Origin of the sequence: Hymenobacter miniatus (assembly GCF_016427455.1) — a bacterium.
In the GTDB taxonomy this organism is placed as follows: Bacteria; Bacteroidota; Bacteroidia; order Cytophagales; family Hymenobacteraceae; genus Hymenobacter; species Hymenobacter armeniacus.
On sequence record NZ_JAELXR010000018.1, the window covers coordinates 24,586 to 44,116 of the forward strand.

A 19,531-nucleotide genomic window follows, 5' to 3' on the forward strand; every position below is an offset into this window, starting at 1 on the left:
AAGATTGAACACGCCGGGGCATTTGCCGCCGGTGCAGCCTCCGGCCTAGCGCTGGCGCACGGCCCAGGCGTCCATGCGGCGCTCCAGCACCGAGAGGGGCATGCTGCCGCCGCCCAGAATCTCGTCGTGGAACGCGCGCTCGTCAAACCGCTCGCCGAGCTGCTTCTGGTAGCGGGCGCGCAGCTCCTGCAGCTTCAGGGCGCCAATTTTGTAGGTGAGGGCCTGGCCGGGCAGGGCCAGGTAGCGCTCCACCTCGACCGTAGCCTCCTGCTCCGAAATGGGCTCGTTGGCCATCAGGTAGTCCACGGCCTGCTCCGGGCTCATGCCTTTGGCGTGCAGTCCCACGTCGACCACCAGCCGCAGGGCGCGGTGCATCTCGTCGCCCAGCGCCCCGATGCGCTGGTAGGGGTCTTTGAACAAGCCCAGCTCCGGCCCCAGGCTCTCGCAGTACAGCGCCCAGCCCTCGCTGAAGGCCGGGTACGTGGCGAAGCGCCGGAACTTGGGCAGAGCGGTGTTTTCCTGCTGCAGCGACAGCTGGTAGTGGTGCCCGGGAATGGCCTCGTGCAGAAACAACGACTCCATGCCCGAGGTCACGTTGAACTGCGTGGCGTCGAGAATGGGCACGTAAAAAATGCCCGGCCGCGAGCCGTCCGGCGTGCCCCGGTTGTATTCGGCCGAGGCCGTGGCCGCCCGAAACGCCTCGGTCTGCCGAATCTCGAACGGCGACTTCGGCGCCCGCCCAAAGGCCCGGGCCAAATTGGGCGAGAGGCGCGCCTGAATACCGCGGAAGGCATTCAGCACCTCGTCGGGGGTTTGGTAGGGGCTGAACCGGGGGTTGGTGTTGAGATAGGTGAAAAACGCCGGCAACGAACCCCGAAAGCCCACGCGCCGCTTCAGCAGCTCCATCTCGGCGCGGATGCGCTTCACTTCGGCCAGCCCGGTTTGGTAAATAGCGTCGGGGGAGCGGTCGGTGGTGGTCATCAGGCGCACCTCGTAGCGGTACATTTCAGCCCCGCCGGGCACGTCGCTCAGGCCGGCGCTGCTACGGGACTGGGGCAGGTACTCGGTTTGCAAGAACTCGGCCAGCTTGCGGTAGGTGGGCACCAACTCTGCCTGAATGGCCTCGCGGTAGGCCGCCGTTAGCCGCGCCTTATCGGCGGCCGAAAAGTCGGCCGGAAACCGCGTCACCGGGCCGTAAAACACGCTTTTGGTGGCGTCCGTTGTCACGTAGGCCTGCAGCTGGGGCACCGTGCGCAGCACCAGCATGTGGGGCAGCACCACGGCCGCCTTCATGCCCAGCCGGAAGTTGACGATGGCCGAGTCGGCCCAGGCCGGAAACCGGCTCACCCGCGCCAGCCAGTTGTCGTAGTCGCGCACCGTGCGGAAGGGCTGGGCCCCGGTGCCGCCGCCCAGCTGCCCCAGCAGGCTGGGCACGCTGTTGAACTGGGCAAACGGCAGCATCCACAGGTTCAGGCGCAGGCCTTCGAGGCGGGTGCGCATTTCGTACTGAAAGATGTCGTAGCTGAGCTTGTCTTCGGCCGAGAGGCGGGCCCGGTCGATGTTGAGCAGGTCGTTGAGGTAGCGGCGGTACAGCCGCTGCTGCTGCTGCCGGAAGGCCTGGGTCTGGTCGTTGGGCAGGCGGTCGTTGTAGCGGTTGTCGCCCTGGGCCATGGCCAGCAGCGGAAACAGCCGGGCGCGGTCTTCCCAGTAGGCATTGAAGAGGTTGGCCAGCAGCACCCCGGCGGGGTTGGCGCCGCGGGCGGGCGCAGGCGTCTGGGCCGCCGCGGGGCGCGCCCACAGCAGCCAGGCCCCCAGCAATACAAAAACCAACTTGCCCATTACCGCGCGAATAAGCTGGCAATGTACGCCCTATTGCGTCAGAATGCCATTGGAGCGCGGTTTTTCCCCGCGGGCAAGCCTCTTTTTGGCTATAGATTGGCTGAGACAGAGCACTAACAAAAAATCCCGTCTGCCATCAGGCAAACGGGATTTTTGAAGTAGTTTAAGGAGCTAGCGGGCGCCGTGGAGAAACGACAAAACGTAGCCGACTTTAAAGCCCAACTCGAAGTCGATAGCCCCGCGGCTGCCTGGGGTCTCAATCTGATTGAAAATGTTGGCCTGCGACTTGCCAACCTCGTTTGCCTTGCGCTGGTTCAGCATGTCGTAGCGGGTTTCCACGTAGCGCCCGCCCAGGCCGAGGGCCACGTCCACGAGCCAGTGCGTGCGCACGTGCCACTGCGAGCCCACTTTCACGCCAAAGCCCAGCACGTCTTTCTGCACAAAGGCCCGGTCGTAGGTTACGTACCGGCCGTCTTGGTAAAAGTTTTGGCCGTAGCGGGTGTAGCGCTGCGGGATGAAAAAGGATTGGAAACCCACGTAGGTTTCCTGGTTGGGGTTGCGGGTGCGCGGCTCCAAGTAGCGGCGCAACTCCAGCTTGTACTTGCTATAGGTGTAGTCGTTGCGGCCGTCGATGAGCCCGAGCGTGGTGGGGCGCAGCGCGGTGAACTGTTGGCCGTAGCTGGCTTCCAAGCCCAAGCGTGCCGAGAAGCGGTACTCGGCGCTGTAGAGCAGGGTGCTGGCAATGGGGTCGAGCACGGCCAGAGGCGAAATTTTGAGGGCCAGCGCCGGGGCAAAGGTGTCCTGCCGGTTTTCGAACACGGCTTTGGGTTGTTCTTCCGCCGCCTTCACATACACCGTGGCAATGGTGGAGTACAGCAGCAAGCCATTGAGTGTCAGTACCACGGCACGGAACTGCGTCGTGCCTTTTATTTCGTACTGGTCGAAGCCCACGCTCATGTCTTGAAAGCCGCTGCCGGTGTCGACTTGGTACTTCACCACCGAGCCTTGGTAGCCGGTCAGCCTGAGGTTGGCCGGCTGGCCGCCCATTGTCACCGTCGACGTGGCCGGGGTCAGCACGCCCGCCGCCGGACTCACAATGCCGCCGGCGGAGTTGATGCCCATGTTGGGGTTATAGCTTTGAGCCCCTACGCCGGGCGCCCACGTCAGCATTGCGGCCAACACAGCCAGGTGGCGCGCCCGCAACCTGCGGTTTTTGGCCGGAACTACAATGTTGGTAAGTAGAGGAAAGAGCATAAAAGGAGTAGAATTTTTTAACGCGTCCGGGAGCGGCGCAGGGCCAACCGAAGCCAATGTCGGCTCCGCGGCCCTGCGCCGCTTCCCCTATCACAGTGAATCATGAACGAAAAAAGCGGAGCAGGCACAACAAGGAGGGTCTAAAGACAGACGTGCCCACTCTGCCGTTAAAGTTACTTCATCCGCGCGGCCCACGCATCCATCTTGGTTTCGAGCACGGCCAGCGGCATCGAGCCGTCTTTCAGCAGTTCGTCGTGGAAAGCGCTGAGGCTGAACTTGCTGCCCAGTTGCTTTTCGTACTTGGCGCGCAGCTCCCGGATTTTCAATTGGCCAATTTTGTAGCCCAGGGCCTGGCCGGGGATGGCCATGTAACGCTCAATGGCGGAGGTGGCCTCGTCGCGGGTAGTGCTCAGGTTGGCCAGCAGGTACTCAATGGCCTGCTCGCGCGTCATTTGGCGGGAGTGCAGGCCGGTGTCCACCACCAGGCGCACGGCGCGCAGCATCTCGTCGCCGAGGGCGCCCATGCGCTGGTAAGGGTCTTTGAACAAGCCCAGTTCCGGCCCCAGGCTCTCGCAGTACAGCGCCCAGCCTTCCACGTAGGCATTCTGGCCGCCGAAGCGGCGAAACTTGGGCAGGGCGGTGTTTTCCTGCTGCAGCGAAATCTGGTAGTGGTGGCCCGGAATGGCCTCGTGCAAAAACAGCGACTCCATGCCCGAGGTGGTGGCAAACTTGGTGGCGTCGGGAATGGGCACGTAGAAGATGCCCGGCCGCGAGCCGTCCGGCGAGCCCTGGTTGTACTCGGCCGACGCCGAAGCTTCGCGGAACTTCTCGGTTTCGCGGATTTCAAACGGCGTTTTGGGCGTGCGCCCGAACATCTTCTGCAGGTTGGGCAGCATGCGCTGGTGAATGTTCTCAAACGCCGCCAGCACCTCCTCCGGCTTCTTGAAGGGCCGGAACTTGGGGTCCTCGTTCAGGTACTTGAAAAACGCCTGCAGGTCGCCCTTGAAGCCCACTTCGGTTTTGATGGCCTCCATCTGCTGGCGGATGCGGGCCACTTCGCGCAGGCCGGTCTGGTAGATTTCGGCCGGCGTCTTGTCGGTCGTCGTCTCGTACTTCACGTCGTAGGCGTAGATTTCCTTGCCGCCGGGTACCGCATCGATGCCGCTGGTGGCGCGGGCCTTGGGCAGGTACTCCGTCTGGAGGAAAGCGCCCAGCTTTTGGTAGGCTGGCACCAGCTCCGTGAGGATGGCCTTTTTGTAGGCCTCGGCCAGACGGGTTTTGTCGGCGTCCGAAAAGTCTTTGGGAAAGCGCGTGACGGGGCCGTAGTACAGGCTTTTGGTCGGGTCCGTTACCACAATGTCGGGCGCCTGCAGCTGCGGTATCATGCGCTGCACCAGCACCTTGGGCAGCACCACGCCCGTGCGCATGCCCACCCGGAAGTTGGCAATGGCCGAATCGGTCCAGGCCGTGAAGCCGTGCACGCGGCCCAGCCAGTTGTCGTAGTCCTTCACCGTTTTGAACGGCTGAATGCCCTGCCCCGAGCCAAACTGCCCCAGCGTGATGGGCAGGCCGTAAAACTGGTTGGCCGGCAGCATCCACGCGTTCAGCTTCAGGCTGGCCAGCCCGTGGTTCATCTCGTAGGCAAAGATGTCGTAGCTGATTTTGTCGTTGTCGCTCAGCTTGTCGCGGTCAAATTGTTGCAGCTTGGTCAGGTAGCCCTGGTAAAAGGCGCGCAGCGTGTCGCGGTAGGCGCGGGTCTGGTTGTTGGGCAGCTGGTCGTTGTAGCGGTTGTCGCCGTAGGCCGTGGCCGAGAGCGGGTCGAGGCGCGACTGCTGCTCCCAGTAGGCGTTGAACAGGCCGTTCAGGCCCGTGGTCGAGTCGGCCGCCGAGCCGGCGTTTTCCGTGCCGCTGCTGGCGGTCTCGGTGGTTTTGGTTTGGTTGCAGGCCGAGGCGAGCGCGGCGGCCACGAGGCCGGCGAGGGCAATTTTTTTCATGAATGCAGGAAAAAGTTGTCGCAAGCTACGAAGCCCGGTCATTCCCCGCACGCCCTCAGCTACGGCGCCGCCAAACCCGGCGTGCGAACCGCCAACCGCGCCAGTACCAGCCGTGCCAGCTCGGTGGCCAGGCGGTCACGCCGGCGGTCTTCCAGGCGGCGCGGCATGCCGATGACGAGCGTGCGCTCCGGCAGCTGCACGTAGAGGTCGCCGCGGTAGTCGTCGTAGTAGGCCTCGCGCCCCAGGCCCGTCATCCGCACCATGCTGCGGCGACTGAACTTGTTGCCGGCCTGCGCAATGGCAAAGGCCGTGGCGGGCCGCAACGACACCAGCACCACCGCGTCGGGGCCGCTGGGGCGGGCCGCATCCACGAAGCGGCAGGCCTCGCCCTGGGCCTGTTGTTGCACGGCCTGGCCCGTGAGCTCGGTCACCTCCCGCGCCGTGAGCAAGCCGCAGGCCTCCGTGGGCAGCGTGGCCGTGGTGTCGAGTTGCACCGCCGTGGAGCGGCCCGACCCGCCGCTGGATTGTTCGAGGGGCGCGCCGCCGCTGCAGGCGCCGAGGCACAGCGCCCCGGCTACCAGGGCTAGCTGCCCGGCCGTGCGTAGCCCGGAAAGGAAAACGGTCATTGGCATGAAAGCAGGAGCAGGAAAATCAGCTGCCACCCGGCCCTCTACTACGGCAGCGGGTAGAAAAGGGCAATACATTGCTTTCCCGGGCCTCTACGCCATTACGCAAAAATCCCCCGCGCCTCAGGGCACGGGGGATTTCGATAGCCATTTCGGGAAGAATTACTGGCGAGCGAAGCGCTGCACCGTGCGGCCGGTTTCGGTCACGAGCTCCAGCAGGTACATGCCGGCCGGAAGGGCCTGCACGCTCACGCCTGCGGCGCCGGTGGTTTCACCGCTCATCAGCGTTTTGCCCATCTCGTTCAGCACGCGGAAACGCACCGTGCCGTCCAGGCCATTCAGGTACACCTTGTCGCTGCTGGGGTTGGGGTACAGTTCCACGGCCGTAACGGCGCTCCAGCGGGCCGACACCACGGACGAGTACGACTCCTTGCCGTCGGCATCTACCTGACGCAGGCGGTAGTAATTGAGGCCGGCCAGGGGGGCGCGGTCCAGCGTGGCGTAGGTGTGCGTGGTGGTGCTGCTGCCCTGGGCCTGCACTTTTTCAATGGTGCGGAAGGTTTCGCTGTCGGCGCTGCGCTGCACTTCAAAGTAGGCGCTGTTCTTCTCCATGGCCGTGGCCCAGTCCAGGGCAATGCCGTTGCCTTTGGTGCTGGCCGCAAAGCGTGTCAGCTGCACAGGCAGCGGATTGGTGCCAGGGAAGCCCACCGAGGCCACGGTGCTGGCCAGCGAGAAATTGCTGCCCGTGCTGAACGTGGTGAAGGGCGCCGACGTGAGGGAGCCGCTCACGGGCAAACCGTTGTTGGCGGTACCAACAGCCCCGCCATTGCCGATGCTGCTCCACGTGCCATTGGCCACGTTATTCTTGGCCATGACGAAGGAGGAGGCTTGAGGAGTATTCACGTAATCATCGGCCGCAAAGGTCATCATGACGGTACCCGAGAAGCCCGAAGGAGCCACGTCCGGAGCCAATTGCAAGTAGCGACGATACGATACGTGCACCAAAGGGGCCACCACCGATTGGGTGGGCGGGGTATCTTGGATTTCGCCTATGTAATTGATGGCGCTCGCGCTGGTTTGCGTCGAAATGTTAAGCGTGAACGGCCGATACACGCCGTTTTTACCCACGGGGAAAAGAATGCTTAGAGGGGCACCGGCTACCACAGATGCTGGCGTTTGGCGAGCCATGTAGCCGCTTACGTGGCTCGCATTGCTGCCTCCGGTGACGCTGGCGTTCGAAGTCAGCGTGAGCAACGTGCCCGAAGCGCGGTCGGTGTACAATAAGCCGTTGGTCAGTACAAGGCCACGGCGCACCGTGAAGGCGCGGCCCACAGTCACACTAGCCGGAGTGTTGATTTCCAGCAACGTGTTGGTACCGAGGGCCATGGCTGATGTCCCGCCGATGGTTTGTGCCGTAAGTCCAGCGAAAGTTACGGTGCTGCTAGCGCCCTGCGCAAAGTTGAGTACCCCGTCGTTGCTCACACTAGAGCCCATCAGTTTCACATTACTTGTGGCCCCGTTAAAGGTGAGGGTGCCCGAACTCGTCACCACCACGCTGCCGTTGAGGGTTACACTGCCCGAAACGGTTGGCGTATAGTTGAGGGCGCTGGTCACCAACGTGATACCGTCTACATACAACTCACTGGCCGAGGCGGGCACAAAGTTCAGCGTACCCGCCACGGCTTGGATGCTGCCTCCAATGTTGATACCTCCCGTGGCACCGGTGCCCGTCACGTTGAGGTTGGCCGTGCCCTGCGAGACGGTGAGGTCGTTGGCAATGATGAGCGGTTGGCTGCCCGCTACGGTGGTGGTTACGTTACCGGCAAATTCCAGGTAGCCATAAGTCTGGCCCACGTTGGAGAATGTGCCGCCGTAGAAAACGTATTTGGAGCCGGGCAGGAAAGACGCCACGGGGGTGCTGCCGGTGCCAAAGGGGGAAGTGCCACTGAAATGGTTGTACCGCGCCGAGCTGTTGAAAATGGCGGCATTCGCAGGTACTACGTCGGAGAAACCAGCAAGCGGCGTGTTGTTGGAAGACACGACGGTGTTAGCGCCGGTCGTGCCGAGGGGGCTGCCAACCACGTTGTATACAGTGAAGTTGTTGCTGCTTGCAAACACCAAAGAATTAGCGTCCGTAGCCAAAATTCGCGTTTGGTTAGCAGAGCTAATTGTAATGTTGCCAGCAATCAGTCCTTTACGGCCCGACCCCAGCTTAATTTGGAGGAAGCGGTTGGCTGTTTGCCCCGAGGAAACTATGCTGATATTGGAGCCTGGTTCAACATACAGGTCGTCGGACTGGGGAGATGCTTGGCCACCCGCAATGTTAATGATGCTGCCGTCGTTACCGTTCGTTGGGCCAGCGAGGCTAACATCGGCGCCTCCGACAACGCGCAAACGACCAATCGTTTCGGAAAAGGCTGCTGAGCCGCCGTTGCCGTAGTTTACAATAAGGGGGTTTGGAAAAGTAGCGCCGATTCTACCATCGAATACCAGGATATCGCTGGTAGAAGGGGTAGTGCGGGCAGAGCCAGCACCATTGGTTTGGGTATTCCAGTTAGTAGGCTCGTTCCATCGGTCGCGAGTGTTGCCCGAGGTAGCGCCAATCCAGTAATAGGTAGTTTGAGCGGTAGCCCCAAGTGACCACAAAAGCAACGCCGCAAATAAGAGCAGTGTTTTGCTCAAAACGGCCCCTCGGCTCTTAGTTGCAGAAGCCTCCAAAAAGGTGAAAGTAAAGTTTGTCATAAATAGGAAAAATAGGGTTTTAATCCCTTTGTACAGCATTTTGCCCCGGCAAGGTAGTTACAAAACTTAGCACTTTTGAATCTTTTAGTATAAAATTCCGTAGCCGACGGCCCGAAATGGCTTGCGTGGGGCTCAGAGGCATATTATGGAATCTGTATTTTCTAAATATTGAGATGTAACCAGTGATAATAAGTTGGACAGCGGATAATAAATTTCGGAATCAATGCCGTCAAGCGGTTTTGGCGTTTTTTGTACTTATTCAACGTCGAGCTTGTGGCAAGGGGCTTGAGTTTTGGCCTCGCTGCCGGCCATTGGCTGGGGCCCCAGGCTTGCTGCTGAGCAGGGGCGATACGCCCGCGTTTTGGCGCATGCGCCTTCGGCACGGGACCAGGAAGTACTTTCGTTATTCTGTTTCACTCGCTTCTTCCTGCTTTCCCATTGCGTTTTCCGGCCCTATTTCTGATTCTGTTGTTGGCATGCCCGCTGCTTGGCCGTGCCCAAGTGCGTCCCAAACCCGCCCAAGCCGGCCGGCCAGCAAACGCAGCGAGGCCCGTTGCTAAACCGCTGCCCAAGAACGCTAAGGCCAAGGCTAGCCAAGCGAAAAGCTCTAAAAACAAGCTAGCCGCCTCCCAACCCGGTGCCAAAGCGCCGGCCTTCACGCGCTACCTGCATTCGCCGTGGGTCGACAGCCTGATGCGGGCCCTTACGCCCGACCAGCGCGCCGCGCAGCTGTTCATGGTGGCGGCCTACTCCAACCGCAAGCGCGTTGATGAAGACTCCATTTCGGCCCTCATCAAGCAGTACGGCATCGGCGGGTTGATTTTCTTCCAGGGCGGCCCGGCCCGGCAGGCGCGCCTGCTCAACCGCTACCAGAGTCAGAGCCGCGTGCCCCTGCTCGTGGCCATGGACGGCGAATGGGGCGTGGGCATGCGCCTCGACAGCGTGGTGAAATTTCCTTACCAAATGAGCCTGGGCGGCGAAACCGACACCACGCTGCTGTATGACATGGGCCGCGAGGTGGCCCGGCAGTTCAAGCGCCTGGGCATGCACGTCAACTTCGCGCCGGTGGTCGACGTGAACAACAACCCCGCCAACCCCGTCATTGGCTTCCGGAGCTGGGGCGAAAACCCCGCTGCCGTGGCCCGCGACGGCCGCCAGTACATGCGCGGCATGCAGGACGCCGGCATTCTGGCCGTGGCCAAGCACTTCCCCGGCCACGGCGACGTGGATGCCGACTCGCACCTGGCCCTGCCCACCGTGCGCGTCGACCGTCGTCGGCTCGATTCGCTGGAACTGCCGCCGTTTCGCAGCCTGATGGCCGGCGGGCTAGGCGGCGTGATGGTGGCCCACCTCAACGTGCCGGCCCTGGACACGGTGCTGGGCCCCAGCACGTTGTCGCGGCCCATCATCACCGATTTGCTGCGCACGGAGATGGGTTTCAAGGGCTTGGTGTTTACCGACGCCATGAACATGCGCGGCGTCATCAGCATGTTTGAGCCGGGCGAGGCCGACGTGCGCGCCCTGATTGCGGGCAACGACATTCTGGAGTTCAGCAAGAACATTCCGCTGGCCCTGCGCATGGTGCGCGCCGCCGTGGACAGCGGCCGCCTCACCCAGCAGGAAATCGACGTGCACTGCCGCCGGGTGCTGGCCCTCAAGCAGTGGGCCGGCCTGAACCACTATCGGCCCATCGATACCCGCAACCTCTACCAGGACCTCAACGCACCCCACGCCCAGTTCCTTAGCCACCGCCTCACCGAGCTGAGCATCACGCTGCTGCGCAACCAAAAGAACCTGCTGCCTCTGCAGCGCCTCGACACCCTGCGCATCGCCACGCTGGTGCTGGGCGGCTCCCCGCGCGACACCACCGACTTCCAGAAAGCCGTGGCCGACTACGCGCCCGCCGCGCACTTTCACGCCTCGGCCACGCCCACGCTCGATGAGCTGATGAAGCTGCGCGCCGCACTCAAGCCCTACAACGTGGTGCTGGTGGGCCTGCAAAGCCTGGGCCGCCTGCCCGCCACCAGCTTTGGCATCACGCCGGAAACCAACCTGCTGCTCCGCGAGCTAGTCGACCAAAAGCAAACGTTGGTGCTCAGCGTGTTTGGCTCGGCCTATGCGGTGGCCAAGGTGCGCGACCTTGACCGCGCTGCGGCCGTCATCATGGCGTATCAGGAAAGCGAAAACGCCCAGAGCCTGGCCGCCCAGGCCATTTTTGGTGGCATCGGGGCCACCGGCAAGCTGCCCGTGACGGTGAGCGACCGATACCCGCGCGGCTTCGGGCTGCGCACGGCTGGCAGTTTCCGGCTGCGCTACGCCAACCCCGAAGACGTGGGCCTGGACGGCCGCCTCGAAGCCCGCGTCGACAGCCTGGTGGGCCGGGCGTTGGCCGCCCAGGCGTTTCCGGGCGCCCAAGTGCTCATTGCGCGGCGTGGCACGGTGGTGCTCCGCAAAAGCTATGGCAACCAGACGTATGCCGGCTTCGGCGACGTAGTGGTTGACCCCAAGAAGAAAAATCCACGTGTAGTTGGTAACGTTCAGCCCGTGAGCGTGCCGCGCCCCGTGCGCAACGACGACCTCTACGACCTAGCGTCCATGACCAAGCTGATGGCCGCCACGCCGGCCCTGATGAAGCTGCAGGGCCAGGGCAAATTCAGCCCTGACAGCGCCCTAGGCAACTATTTCGGCTTCCTGCGCGGCACCAACAAGGCCGACCTGAAGATGCGCGACGTGCTGGCCCACCAGGCCCGCCTCAAGGCGTGGATTCCGTTTTGGCAGGAGCTGCGCAAGAAAAACGGGGAGATGCGCCGCCGCTATTTCCGGGCCGATTCGTCGGCGCGGTTTCCATTGCCGGCCGCAGCTGGTCTGTGGGCGCGCAAGGATTTGCCGGCCCGCATCTATAAGGAGATAGGGGAGTCGCCGCTGAACGAGAAGCCGGGCTACGTGTATTCGGACCTTTCCTTTATTCTGTATCCGGAACTGGTGAAGGCGCGCACGGGGCAGACGTTCGATGCGTTTTTGCAGAAAGAAGTGTACCGGCCGCTGGGCGCCACCACGCTGGGTTTCCGGCCTACTAATCGTTTTCCGCTGGCCCGCATCGTGCCCACGGAAGTGGATTCGGCCTTCCGGCGGCAGCTGCTGCATGGTACGGTGCACGACGAAGGCGCGGCCCTGCTGGGCGGCCTCTCGGGCCACGCGGGCCTCTTCGGCGATGCCAACGACGTGGCCAAGCTCGCCCAGACCTACGCCTGGGGCGGGCGCTACGGTGGCCAGCAGGTGTTCGGCAAAGACATCATGGCCGAGTGGACGCGCTGCCAGTTTTGCCCCGACAACCGCCGCGCCCTGGCCTTCGACCGCCCGGCGGCCAACCCCACGGTGAACTCGGCCAAAAGCGCTTCGCAAAGCAGCTACGGGCACACGGGCTTCACGGGCACCTACTTCTGGGTCGAGCCGGAAAAGGATTTGGTGGTGATTTTGCTCACCAACCGCGTGCACCCCACCCGGCGAAATAATAAGCTGACCGAGCTGAGCGTGCGTTCGTCGTTGCTGCAGCTGGCCATCGAGGCGGTGCGGAAGTAGGCGCGGGGCATTGCGAAACGGGAAACGGGAGTCGGTGCTCAAGCGGTATCTTGCAGGAGCCTTTCTCAGTCCTTTGCCTATGCTTTCCGTTCGCACTGCCGCCGTCGGCTGCCTACTCCTATTTGCCGTTGCGGGCTGTAAAAAGGAAGTCCAAGAGTATCGGCTGACCCCTGAGCAGTTGGCGTGGCAGCCGTACCGTGTAGGCGACGTGCTCCGGTTCGGGCAAGCACGCAGCAGCAAGGTGCGTACGTTCACTATTACGGAGGTAGACGACCGCCTGGTGGAGGACTGTAACTGCGGAGGCATTCCGGTGTTGGCAGGTCCCACGCCGTCGAGGCTGCAGCAAATTCGGGTAGACGTTCAACGCACCGATACTGTGCGCTACGTTCGCACTGCGGGCAGCACGCCGGGTAAGCCCGATTCAGTGGCCATTACCGGCGTCGTCACTTTGCTGGACATGAGTGCCGGTGACAACTACGGCAACGGCCCGGTTGTGGTGCAATCCGAAATCAGCTGGGACTTTGGATTCTATAATTACTTGCCCATTCAGCAAGTAGTGGCCAACCAAGTACTTCCCGATACCGCCGCCCACGTGTTGCCGTCGTTGCGGGTGGGCGGCATCACCTACGGGCCGGTCATTCAATTGTCGAACAGCGCTGTTATGGCCGCGAATTTGCCGCCGCGCACCAAGCCCATCCGGCGGCTCTACTACGCCAAAGGCGTGGGCGTGGTGGCCTTTCTGGAAGGGGGCACGCTGTGGTACCGGCTGCCGTAGCAAAACCAGTTGGGGCCTGCCGGGTTGCAGAACGGGCGGTGTATCTTCCGCCTTCACTCTCCAACAATTCCCACCATGCTAGGACTGATGATGGCCGAGCCGCTGCGCGTGGCCACAATTATCGAGCACGCCGCCAAGTGGCACGCCGATACCGAAATTGTGTCGCGCCGGCCCGAGGGCGGCATCCACCGCTACACCTACGCCGCGGCCAACGCCCGCAGCAAGCAGCTGGCCAACGCCTTGCTGAAGCTGGGCATTGAAAACGGCGACCGGGTGGGCACCCTGGCCTGGAACACGCACCGGCATTTTGAGCTGTATTACGGCGTGGCGGGCATTGGCGCGGTGTGCCACACCATCAACCCGCGGCTGTTTCCGGAGCAGCTCGTTTACATCATCAACCACGCCGAGGACCGAATGCTGTTTTTCGACCTCACCTTCCTGCCGCTGGTGGAGCGGCTGGCGCCCGTGTGCCCCACCGTAGAAAAATGGGTGCTCATGACCGGACCCGAGCACCTGCCCACTCGTTCCGAGCTGCCGGGCCTGTGCAGCTACGAAGACCTGCTGGCCGCCGAAGCCCCGCACTACGAGTGGCCGAGCTTCGACGAAAACACGGCCTGCTCGCTCTGCTACACGTCCGGTACCACCGACCAGCCCAAGGGCGTGCTCTACTCGCACCGCTCCACGCTGCTGCACGCGCTGGGCATCTCGCTGCCCGATGCGCTGGGCTGCTCGGCCCTGGACGTCATCATGCCCGTGGTGCCCATGTTCCACGTCAACGCCTGGGGCTTGCCCTACGCGGCTCCGCTCAACGGGGCCAAGCTGGTACTGCCCGGCGCCGGCATGGACAGCGCCAGCTTGTTTGAGCTCATGGAAAACGAAGGCGTCACGTTCTCGGCCGGGGTGCCCACCATCTGGCTGGCGCTCTTGCAGTTTATGCGCGAAGGGCACCGAAAGTTCAGCACCCTGCGGCGCACGGTGGTGGGTGGTTCTTCCTGCCCGCCGGCCCTGATGAAAGCGTTTGAAAACGAGCTGCACGTCACCATCACCCACGCCTGGGGCATGACCGAAACCAGCCCGCTAGGCACCGCCAGCCGCCTCAAAGCCCCGCAGCTGGAGCTGAGCTCCGAGGAAAAAGCCGCCGTGCTGGCCACCCAGGGCCGGGCCGTGTTCGGCGTCGACATTAAAATTGTGGGCGACGACGGCCACGCGCTGCCGCACGACGGCGTGGCTTTCGGCGACTTGCTGGTGCGCGGGCCCTGGGTGGTGCGCGACTACTTCCGCAGCCTTACGCCCGGCGAGCTCACCGCCGACGGCTGGTTCCGCACCGGCGACGTGGCCACCATCGACCCCGAGGGCTTCATGCACATCACCGACCGCTCGAAGGACGTCATCAAGTCGGGCGGCGAGTGGATTTCCAGCATCGACCTCGAAAATCTGGCCGTGGCCCACCCCGCCGTGGCCGAAGCGGCCGTCATCGGCGTGCCCAGTGCCAAGTGGAGCGAGCGTCCGCTGCTGGTAGTAGTTCGCCGGCCCGGCATGGATGTTTCAGCGCAGGAACTGCTTGATTTTTTTAAAGGCAAAGTGGCCAGGTTCTGCGAGCCCGACGCCGTGGAGTTTGTCGACCAGCTGCCACACACCGCCACCGGCAAAATCCTCAAGACGCAGCTGCGCAAGGATTTTGCGGGGTATTCGGTGGCGTAGCTACTTCCCCAGCTCCTCGGCCCGGTCCCGTGCCGCTTGGGCACCGGCCACCAGCCCCTCGCGTACCGCGCCGGCGCCAAAGGCTTTCAGCGCGGCTTCCGTGGTGCCGCCCTTGGAGGCCACTTTGGCAATCCAGTCCTCGCAGCTCAGGCCCGATTGCGAGTACAGCTCCACCGCGCCGCGGAAGGTCTGGCTCACGAGTAGCTCGGCTTCGGCGGGGGCGAAGCCCATCTGGGCGGCCGCGTCCATGAGGGCGCTCATGCAGTAGTACACGTAGGCCGGGCCGCTGCCCGAGATGGCCGTGCTGGCGTCGATGGCGGCCTCGGTTTCCACGTACACCGTCTTGCCGGTGGTGCTGAGCAGGTTCTGCACTTGCACCAATTCGGCGCGGGTCACTTCGTCGGTGCTGGTGAAGGCCGTCATGCCCATGCCGATTTGGGCCGGCAGGTTGGGCATGGCCCGAATGATTTTGGGCGTGCCCAGGGCCGCGCGCAGGGTGGCAATGCGCACGCCCGCCATGATGCTGAGCACCACCTGCTGCGGCTGCACCAGCCCGCGCAGCACCTCAAACAGGGCCGGCGAGTCCTGCGGCTTCACGGCCAGAATGAGGAGGTCGGCGCCGGGCACGCATTCTTCGGGCGAGCCCCAGACCGTGCCGATTTCGTGGGCCGCCAGGGCCGCCACGCGCTCGGGCGAGCGGGCCAGCAGCCGCAAATCGAGCCGCGAGGTGACGTGGGCGCGCACGAAGCTGCGGGCGTACGTCAGGCCCATGTTGCCGCCGCCAATGATGAGGATTTTCATGAGATGGATTGATAGACCACCACAAGAACGTCATGCAGAGCGCAGCGAAGCATCTCGCTCGGGGTAGCCATTATTTACTCAAACAGGCGAGATGCTTCGCTGTGCTCTGCATGGCGTTCTGCTTCATCCCGACCGAACTCACACTTTCAGCACCACGCCCTTCTTGTACATCCAGCTCAGGATGAAATACCAAATGATAATCAGCGTAAGGGCCCCGGCGGCCGAAGCCATGCGCGGGTCGGCGAAGTGCGGAGCAATGCCCCACTCGTAAAGCCACTCTTTTACGCCGCCGGTTTTGCCGTTTGGCAGCGGCAGCGTGAACAGCCCGAACGTGCGCGAAAGCAGCGCCGACAGGCAGAATACCAGAATGGCGTTGACGCCGTACACCACGGCCGGGCGCGTCCAGGCGCGGTGGCCCTGCACGTCGCAAATCCAGTAGAGGGCCGCGAGGCTGACCATGGCCAGGCCGCCGGTGTAGAGCACGTAGGAGCTGCTCCACAGAGCTTTGTTGATGGGGAACCACGGCGCCCACACCAGGCCGGCCAGGATAATGGCGCCGCCGGCCACGAATAGCCACGCCACTTTGGCGGCCGGCTCCTGGTCTTTGCGCCGCAGCCACTGGGCCGTGAGCACGCCCAGCAGGCCGGTGCCCAACGCGGGTAGCGTGCCCAGCAGGCCCTCGGGGTCCCAGGTTTTGCTTTGTTTCCAGAGGTGAGGCTCCGTGAACACCAAGCGGTCGAGCCAGGCGCCGAGGTTGGTGCTGGGCTCCAGGTTGGCCGGGCCGAAGCCGGGCACGGGCACCAGCTGCATCAGCACCGCGTAGCCCACCAGAAACCCGACCACGAGCCACACCTGCGTACGCCAGCTGGTTTTCAAGAAGATGAAGCTGCATCCCAGAAACACCAGCGCAATGCGTTGCAGCACGCCCATGATGCGCACCACCGGGAAGTTGAATTTGGGATACAGCGACAGCAGCAGGCCCAGGCCAAACAGCACCGCCGCCCGGCGCAGCACCCGCCACAGCACCGGTCCCTGCGGTCCGCCCTGGCGCTTCACCCCATCGAGAGCATAGACCAAACTCACGCCCACGATGAACAGGAAAAAAGGGAAGATGAGGTCGGTGGGGGTGCAGCCGTTCCATTCGGCGTGCTCCAGCGGCGGGTAAATGTGGCCCCAGTCGCCGGGGTTGTTCACCAGTATCATGGCCATCACGGTGAGGCCGCGGAAGACGTCGAGGCTGATGAGGCGGCCCGGCTGCGAGGCTTCGGCCAGCGGCTGCGCGCCGGTGGTTGCAAGGGCGGCTTGGGTGATGGAGTTCATGGCGAAGTGGGGTTTGGGGTTCGAAAGAACGTCAGGTGGAACGCAACATCTTTATGGTTTCGTGGCTGCGCGAATGGGCACCTCACCCCCGGCCCCCTCTCCACAGGGAGAGGGGGGCGCCTGGCGATTGAATTACGTCTGCGGTAAAGATGCTTCGCGGCTCTAGGCATGACGTTCTGCAGTTCAGCCTGGAAAAGAAATTTTGCCCATGCCCACGGCGGGCACCCGCTGCCGCCCCGCGCCAATGGCCACCGGCTGGCCGGCCACGGCCTCGTTGGCCAGCACTGCAAAGAGAATGGCTTCCTTGGCGTCGCCCGACACGCCCAGCGCATCAGTACTGGCGAAGCGGGCGGTGGGCAAATGCCGCTGCAGGGCCGCCATGAGGGCCGGATTGTGGGCGCCGCCGCCGCTGGCGTACACCGCAGTGGGGGCCGGCCGCTCGGCAAAGGCGGCTTGCACGGCCCGCGCCACGCCCACGGCGCTCAGCTCGGCCAAGGTGGCGAGGATGTCTTCCACGCTTAGGTTTTCGGTGGCGCTACGCTGCTGGGCCTGGGCCAGGTACGTGGGGCTGAATAGTTCGGGGCCGGTGGTTTTGGGCAGCGGGGCGCTGAAAAACGGGTGGTCGAGCAAAGTGGTGAGCAGGCCCTGGTGCACGCGGCCGGCCAGGGCTAGGCGGCCGTCTTCGTCGTAGGCCAAGCCGGGGCGGTGGGCGCGCACGGTGGCGTCGAGCAGGGTGTTGCCGGGGCCGGTGTCGGTGCTGAAAGCGGTGGTGGCGTCGCCGCCGGCACGGGGCAGGTAGGTGAAATTGGCAATGCCGCCGAGGTTGAGCAGCAGCCGCTCCTCGTCGGCACTGCTGAGGAGCAGAAAGTCGCCATAAGCCGCCAGCGGGGCACCTTCGCCGCCGGCCGCCACGTGCTTCTGCCGGAAGTCGCTGAGGGTGATGATGCCGGTGCCTACGGCCACGTGGTCGCCGTCGCCGAGCTGCAGGGTCGCGTTCAGGTCGAACTCAGAGCGCTGGTGCTGGTGGCGCGGGGCGTGGTAGATGGTCTGGCCGTGGCTGGCCACCAGGTCGATTTCGGCGGGCGCAATGTGCCAGTCGCGCAGGCAGTCCAGGATGGCGGCGGCGTGCAGCTGGCCCAGCCAGGGGTTGAGCAGCGTGAGAAACTCCAGGCTTACTTGCTCGCGGGCAAATACTTCGCGAATGCGGGCTTTGGTGTCTTCGGCATACGGCACCGTCCGGAAGTGCTCTAGCTCCAGCTGCGTGCCGGGGCCGTGGCCGGTGAGGCGGCACAACGCCACGTCCAGCCCATCGAGCGAGGTGCCCGACATCAGCCCGATGATGCGGCGGCTGGGCTGCGTAGCGAGGTGGCACAGGCGGGCGAGGTGGGAGTTCATTTTCTCGAGAAAGCGCGAGGCGCTGCAGAAGGTAGGAAAAGCAAAAGAACGTCATGCTGAGCACAGCGAAGCATCTCGCGTGCTGAAGTAATCCTGACGATTGGTTTACCTCCACACGCGAGATGCTTCGCTGCGCTCTGCATGACGTTCTAGCAGACGCCCCTCCGCCGCCCCTAAATCAGCGGGTCGGTGGGCGTTTGCGAGTTGTTCTCGCGCTCCACCCGGGGGTAGGGGTAGAAGTTGCGGTTGCGCTCGGCGCCGGCCGCGCCCGGGCCGGGGCGGCCAAACCGCCGGTTGTCATCGAGCCGGAAGCCCTGGAAGGCCAGCTCGATGCTGCGGTTGCGCAGAATGTCCGTCAGCACGTCGGCCTGGGTGGCGGGGCCGGAATACGCCGGGAGGCCCGCGCCCGGCAGCGTGAGCAGCAAGCCCGTGCTGGTAGTGGCGGCCGCCGCCGTGCTGGTGCGCACCCGGTTTAGCTCGCTGATGGCGTTGGGTACATCGCTCTTACGGGCGTAGGCCTCCGCCCGAATCAGAATCATTTCGTTGGGCAGGTACACCGGGATGGGCGCGCTGTTGGCGGTGAAGAAGCCGGTGCCCAGGTTCTGGGTGGGCAGCGGGGCCGGGCTGATGCGCAGCAGCGCGGGCAGGCGCCGGTCGCCCGACTCGGGGGCCAGCGCGCCGGTCAGGCCCAGGCTGGTATTGAAGGGCTCAAACACGTTGCGGTTGCCAAAAGCCACTTCAAACAGCGGGTTCCGGGTGTTGTCGTCGAAGTTGAACACCGACCGTTTGGTGAGGTCCACGCGGCCGGCAGCCGCCAGGGCTTTGTCGTAGTCGCCGGCCTGCAGGCTGTAGCGCGCAATCAGGGCCTGAATGGTGTTGGGCAGGTCGATGCCGGGCACAATCTTGGCGTTGAAGTCGGCCGACACCGGCGCCGCGGCCAGCTGCGTGGCGGCCGTTTCGAGCTGGGCCACGGCGTTTTGCAGCAGCTGCACGCGGGGCACGAAGGCCGCATTCTCCTGCACCGTGAGGGGCGCGCTCTCAAAAAACTGCGCCAACGTGCCCAGCGCCAGCGCCCGGAAAATGCTGGCGTAGGCCACAATGCCGCTGCGGGTGCCTGCTTCGGTGGCGTTGCCGGCGTTGGCCAGCACCAGGTCGGCGTTGGCTTTCACCAGGTTGGCCTGCGTCCAGAGGTTGCGCACCACGCCGTTGCTGTTCGTGACGTTGCCGGCGCCCAGGCTCACGTTGTATTCCTCGATGTTGCCCACGTTCAGGATGGTGAGCTCCTTGGTGCTGAGGCCGCCGGCGGCCACCGAATTGTAGAGCACGCTGAGCGCGCCGCCGGTGGTGTAGCGGGCCTGCAGGCCGTTGCAGAGCGTGATGAGCCCGTCGGACGAAGTCACGACCTGCTGCTCGCTGGCCGCGCTGGGGTTCAGGTATTCTTTGTTGCAGCTGCCGAGCGACAAGGCCAGCAGGGCCGCGAGGATGGTGTACTTTTTCATGGCGAT

The 19,531-nt window shown here is 63.8% G+C and carries 12 protein-coding genes; 3 read left to right on the forward strand and 9 right to left on the reverse strand.

Features of this window, described 5'->3' with window-relative positions; all coding sequences use genetic code 11:
• Positions 1–45 precede the first annotated feature (45 nt).
• From JAO73_RS20715 to JAO73_RS20735, 5 genes are all read right to left on the reverse strand, one after another.
• The gene (locus JAO73_RS20715; RefSeq protein ID WP_198979172.1) at positions 46–1,839 is read right to left on the reverse strand and encodes a DUF885 domain-containing protein; all 1,794 of its coding nucleotides are present in this window, start codon (positions 1,837–1,839) and stop codon (positions 46–48) included.
• A gap of 171 nt (positions 1,840–2,010) precedes the next feature.
• Positions 2,011–3,093, reverse strand: coding sequence for a DUF3575 domain-containing protein (locus JAO73_RS20720; protein WP_198979173.1), 1,083 nt, complete (start codon positions 3,091–3,093; stop codon positions 2,011–2,013).
• A 173-nt stretch (positions 3,094–3,266) separates the two neighbouring features.
• Entirely contained in the window at positions 3,267–5,087 is a 1,821-nt protein-coding gene (locus JAO73_RS20725) for a DUF885 domain-containing protein (protein WP_198979174.1), read from the reverse strand.
• 59 nt (positions 5,088–5,146) lie between these two features.
• Positions 5,147–5,713 (reverse strand): hypothetical protein, encoded by a 567-nt coding sequence (locus tag JAO73_RS20730; protein WP_198979175.1) that lies wholly within the window; start codon positions 5,711–5,713, stop codon positions 5,147–5,149.
• Between the two features lie 162 nt (positions 5,714–5,875).
• On the reverse strand, positions 5,876–7,831 hold the full coding sequence (locus JAO73_RS20735) for a T9SS type A sorting domain-containing protein (RefSeq protein ID WP_317191264.1): 1,956 nt from the start codon (positions 7,829–7,831) through the stop codon (positions 5,876–5,878).
• Between the two features lie 1,317 nt (positions 7,832–9,148).
• Here JAO73_RS20735 and JAO73_RS20740 point away from each other — a divergent pair.
• The 3 genes from JAO73_RS20740 (at position 9,149) to JAO73_RS20750 (ending at position 14,510) form a co-directional block, all read left to right on the forward strand.
• Complete coding sequence (locus JAO73_RS20740) at positions 9,149–12,034, forward strand: serine hydrolase domain-containing protein (RefSeq protein WP_233169327.1); 2,886 nt, start codon at positions 9,149–9,151, stop codon at positions 12,032–12,034.
• 241 nt (positions 12,035–12,275) lie between these two features.
• Positions 12,276–12,809, forward strand: coding sequence for a hypothetical protein (locus JAO73_RS20745; protein WP_198979178.1), 534 nt, complete (start codon positions 12,276–12,278; stop codon positions 12,807–12,809).
• Positions 12,810–12,884: 75 nt separating this feature from the next.
• Positions 12,885–14,510, forward strand: coding sequence for a 3-(methylthio)propionyl-CoA ligase (locus JAO73_RS20750; RefSeq protein WP_198979179.1), 1,626 nt, complete (start codon positions 12,885–12,887; stop codon positions 14,508–14,510).
• Here the strand turns inward: JAO73_RS20750 and proC are convergent, their stop codons facing one another.
• From proC to JAO73_RS20770, 4 genes are all read right to left on the reverse strand, one after another.
• Positions 14,511–15,311: a pyrroline-5-carboxylate reductase gene (proC, locus tag JAO73_RS20755; protein WP_198979180.1), complete on the reverse strand. Its 801-nt coding sequence runs from the start codon at positions 15,309–15,311 to the stop codon at positions 14,511–14,513.
• A 138-nt stretch (positions 15,312–15,449) separates the two neighbouring features.
• Positions 15,450–16,631: an acyltransferase family protein gene (locus JAO73_RS20760; RefSeq protein ID WP_198979181.1), complete on the reverse strand. Its 1,182-nt coding sequence runs from the start codon at positions 16,629–16,631 to the stop codon at positions 15,450–15,452.
• A 183-nt stretch (positions 16,632–16,814) separates the two neighbouring features.
• Positions 16,815–18,026 (reverse strand): anhydro-N-acetylmuramic acid kinase, encoded by a 1,212-nt coding sequence (locus JAO73_RS20765; RefSeq protein ID WP_198979182.1) that lies wholly within the window; start codon positions 18,024–18,026, stop codon positions 16,815–16,817.
• A 173-nt stretch (positions 18,027–18,199) separates the two neighbouring features.
• Complete coding sequence (locus JAO73_RS20770) at positions 18,200–19,525, reverse strand: RagB/SusD family nutrient uptake outer membrane protein (RefSeq protein ID WP_198979183.1); 1,326 nt, start codon at positions 19,523–19,525, stop codon at positions 18,200–18,202.
• Between the last annotated feature and the right edge of the window lie 6 nt (positions 19,526–19,531).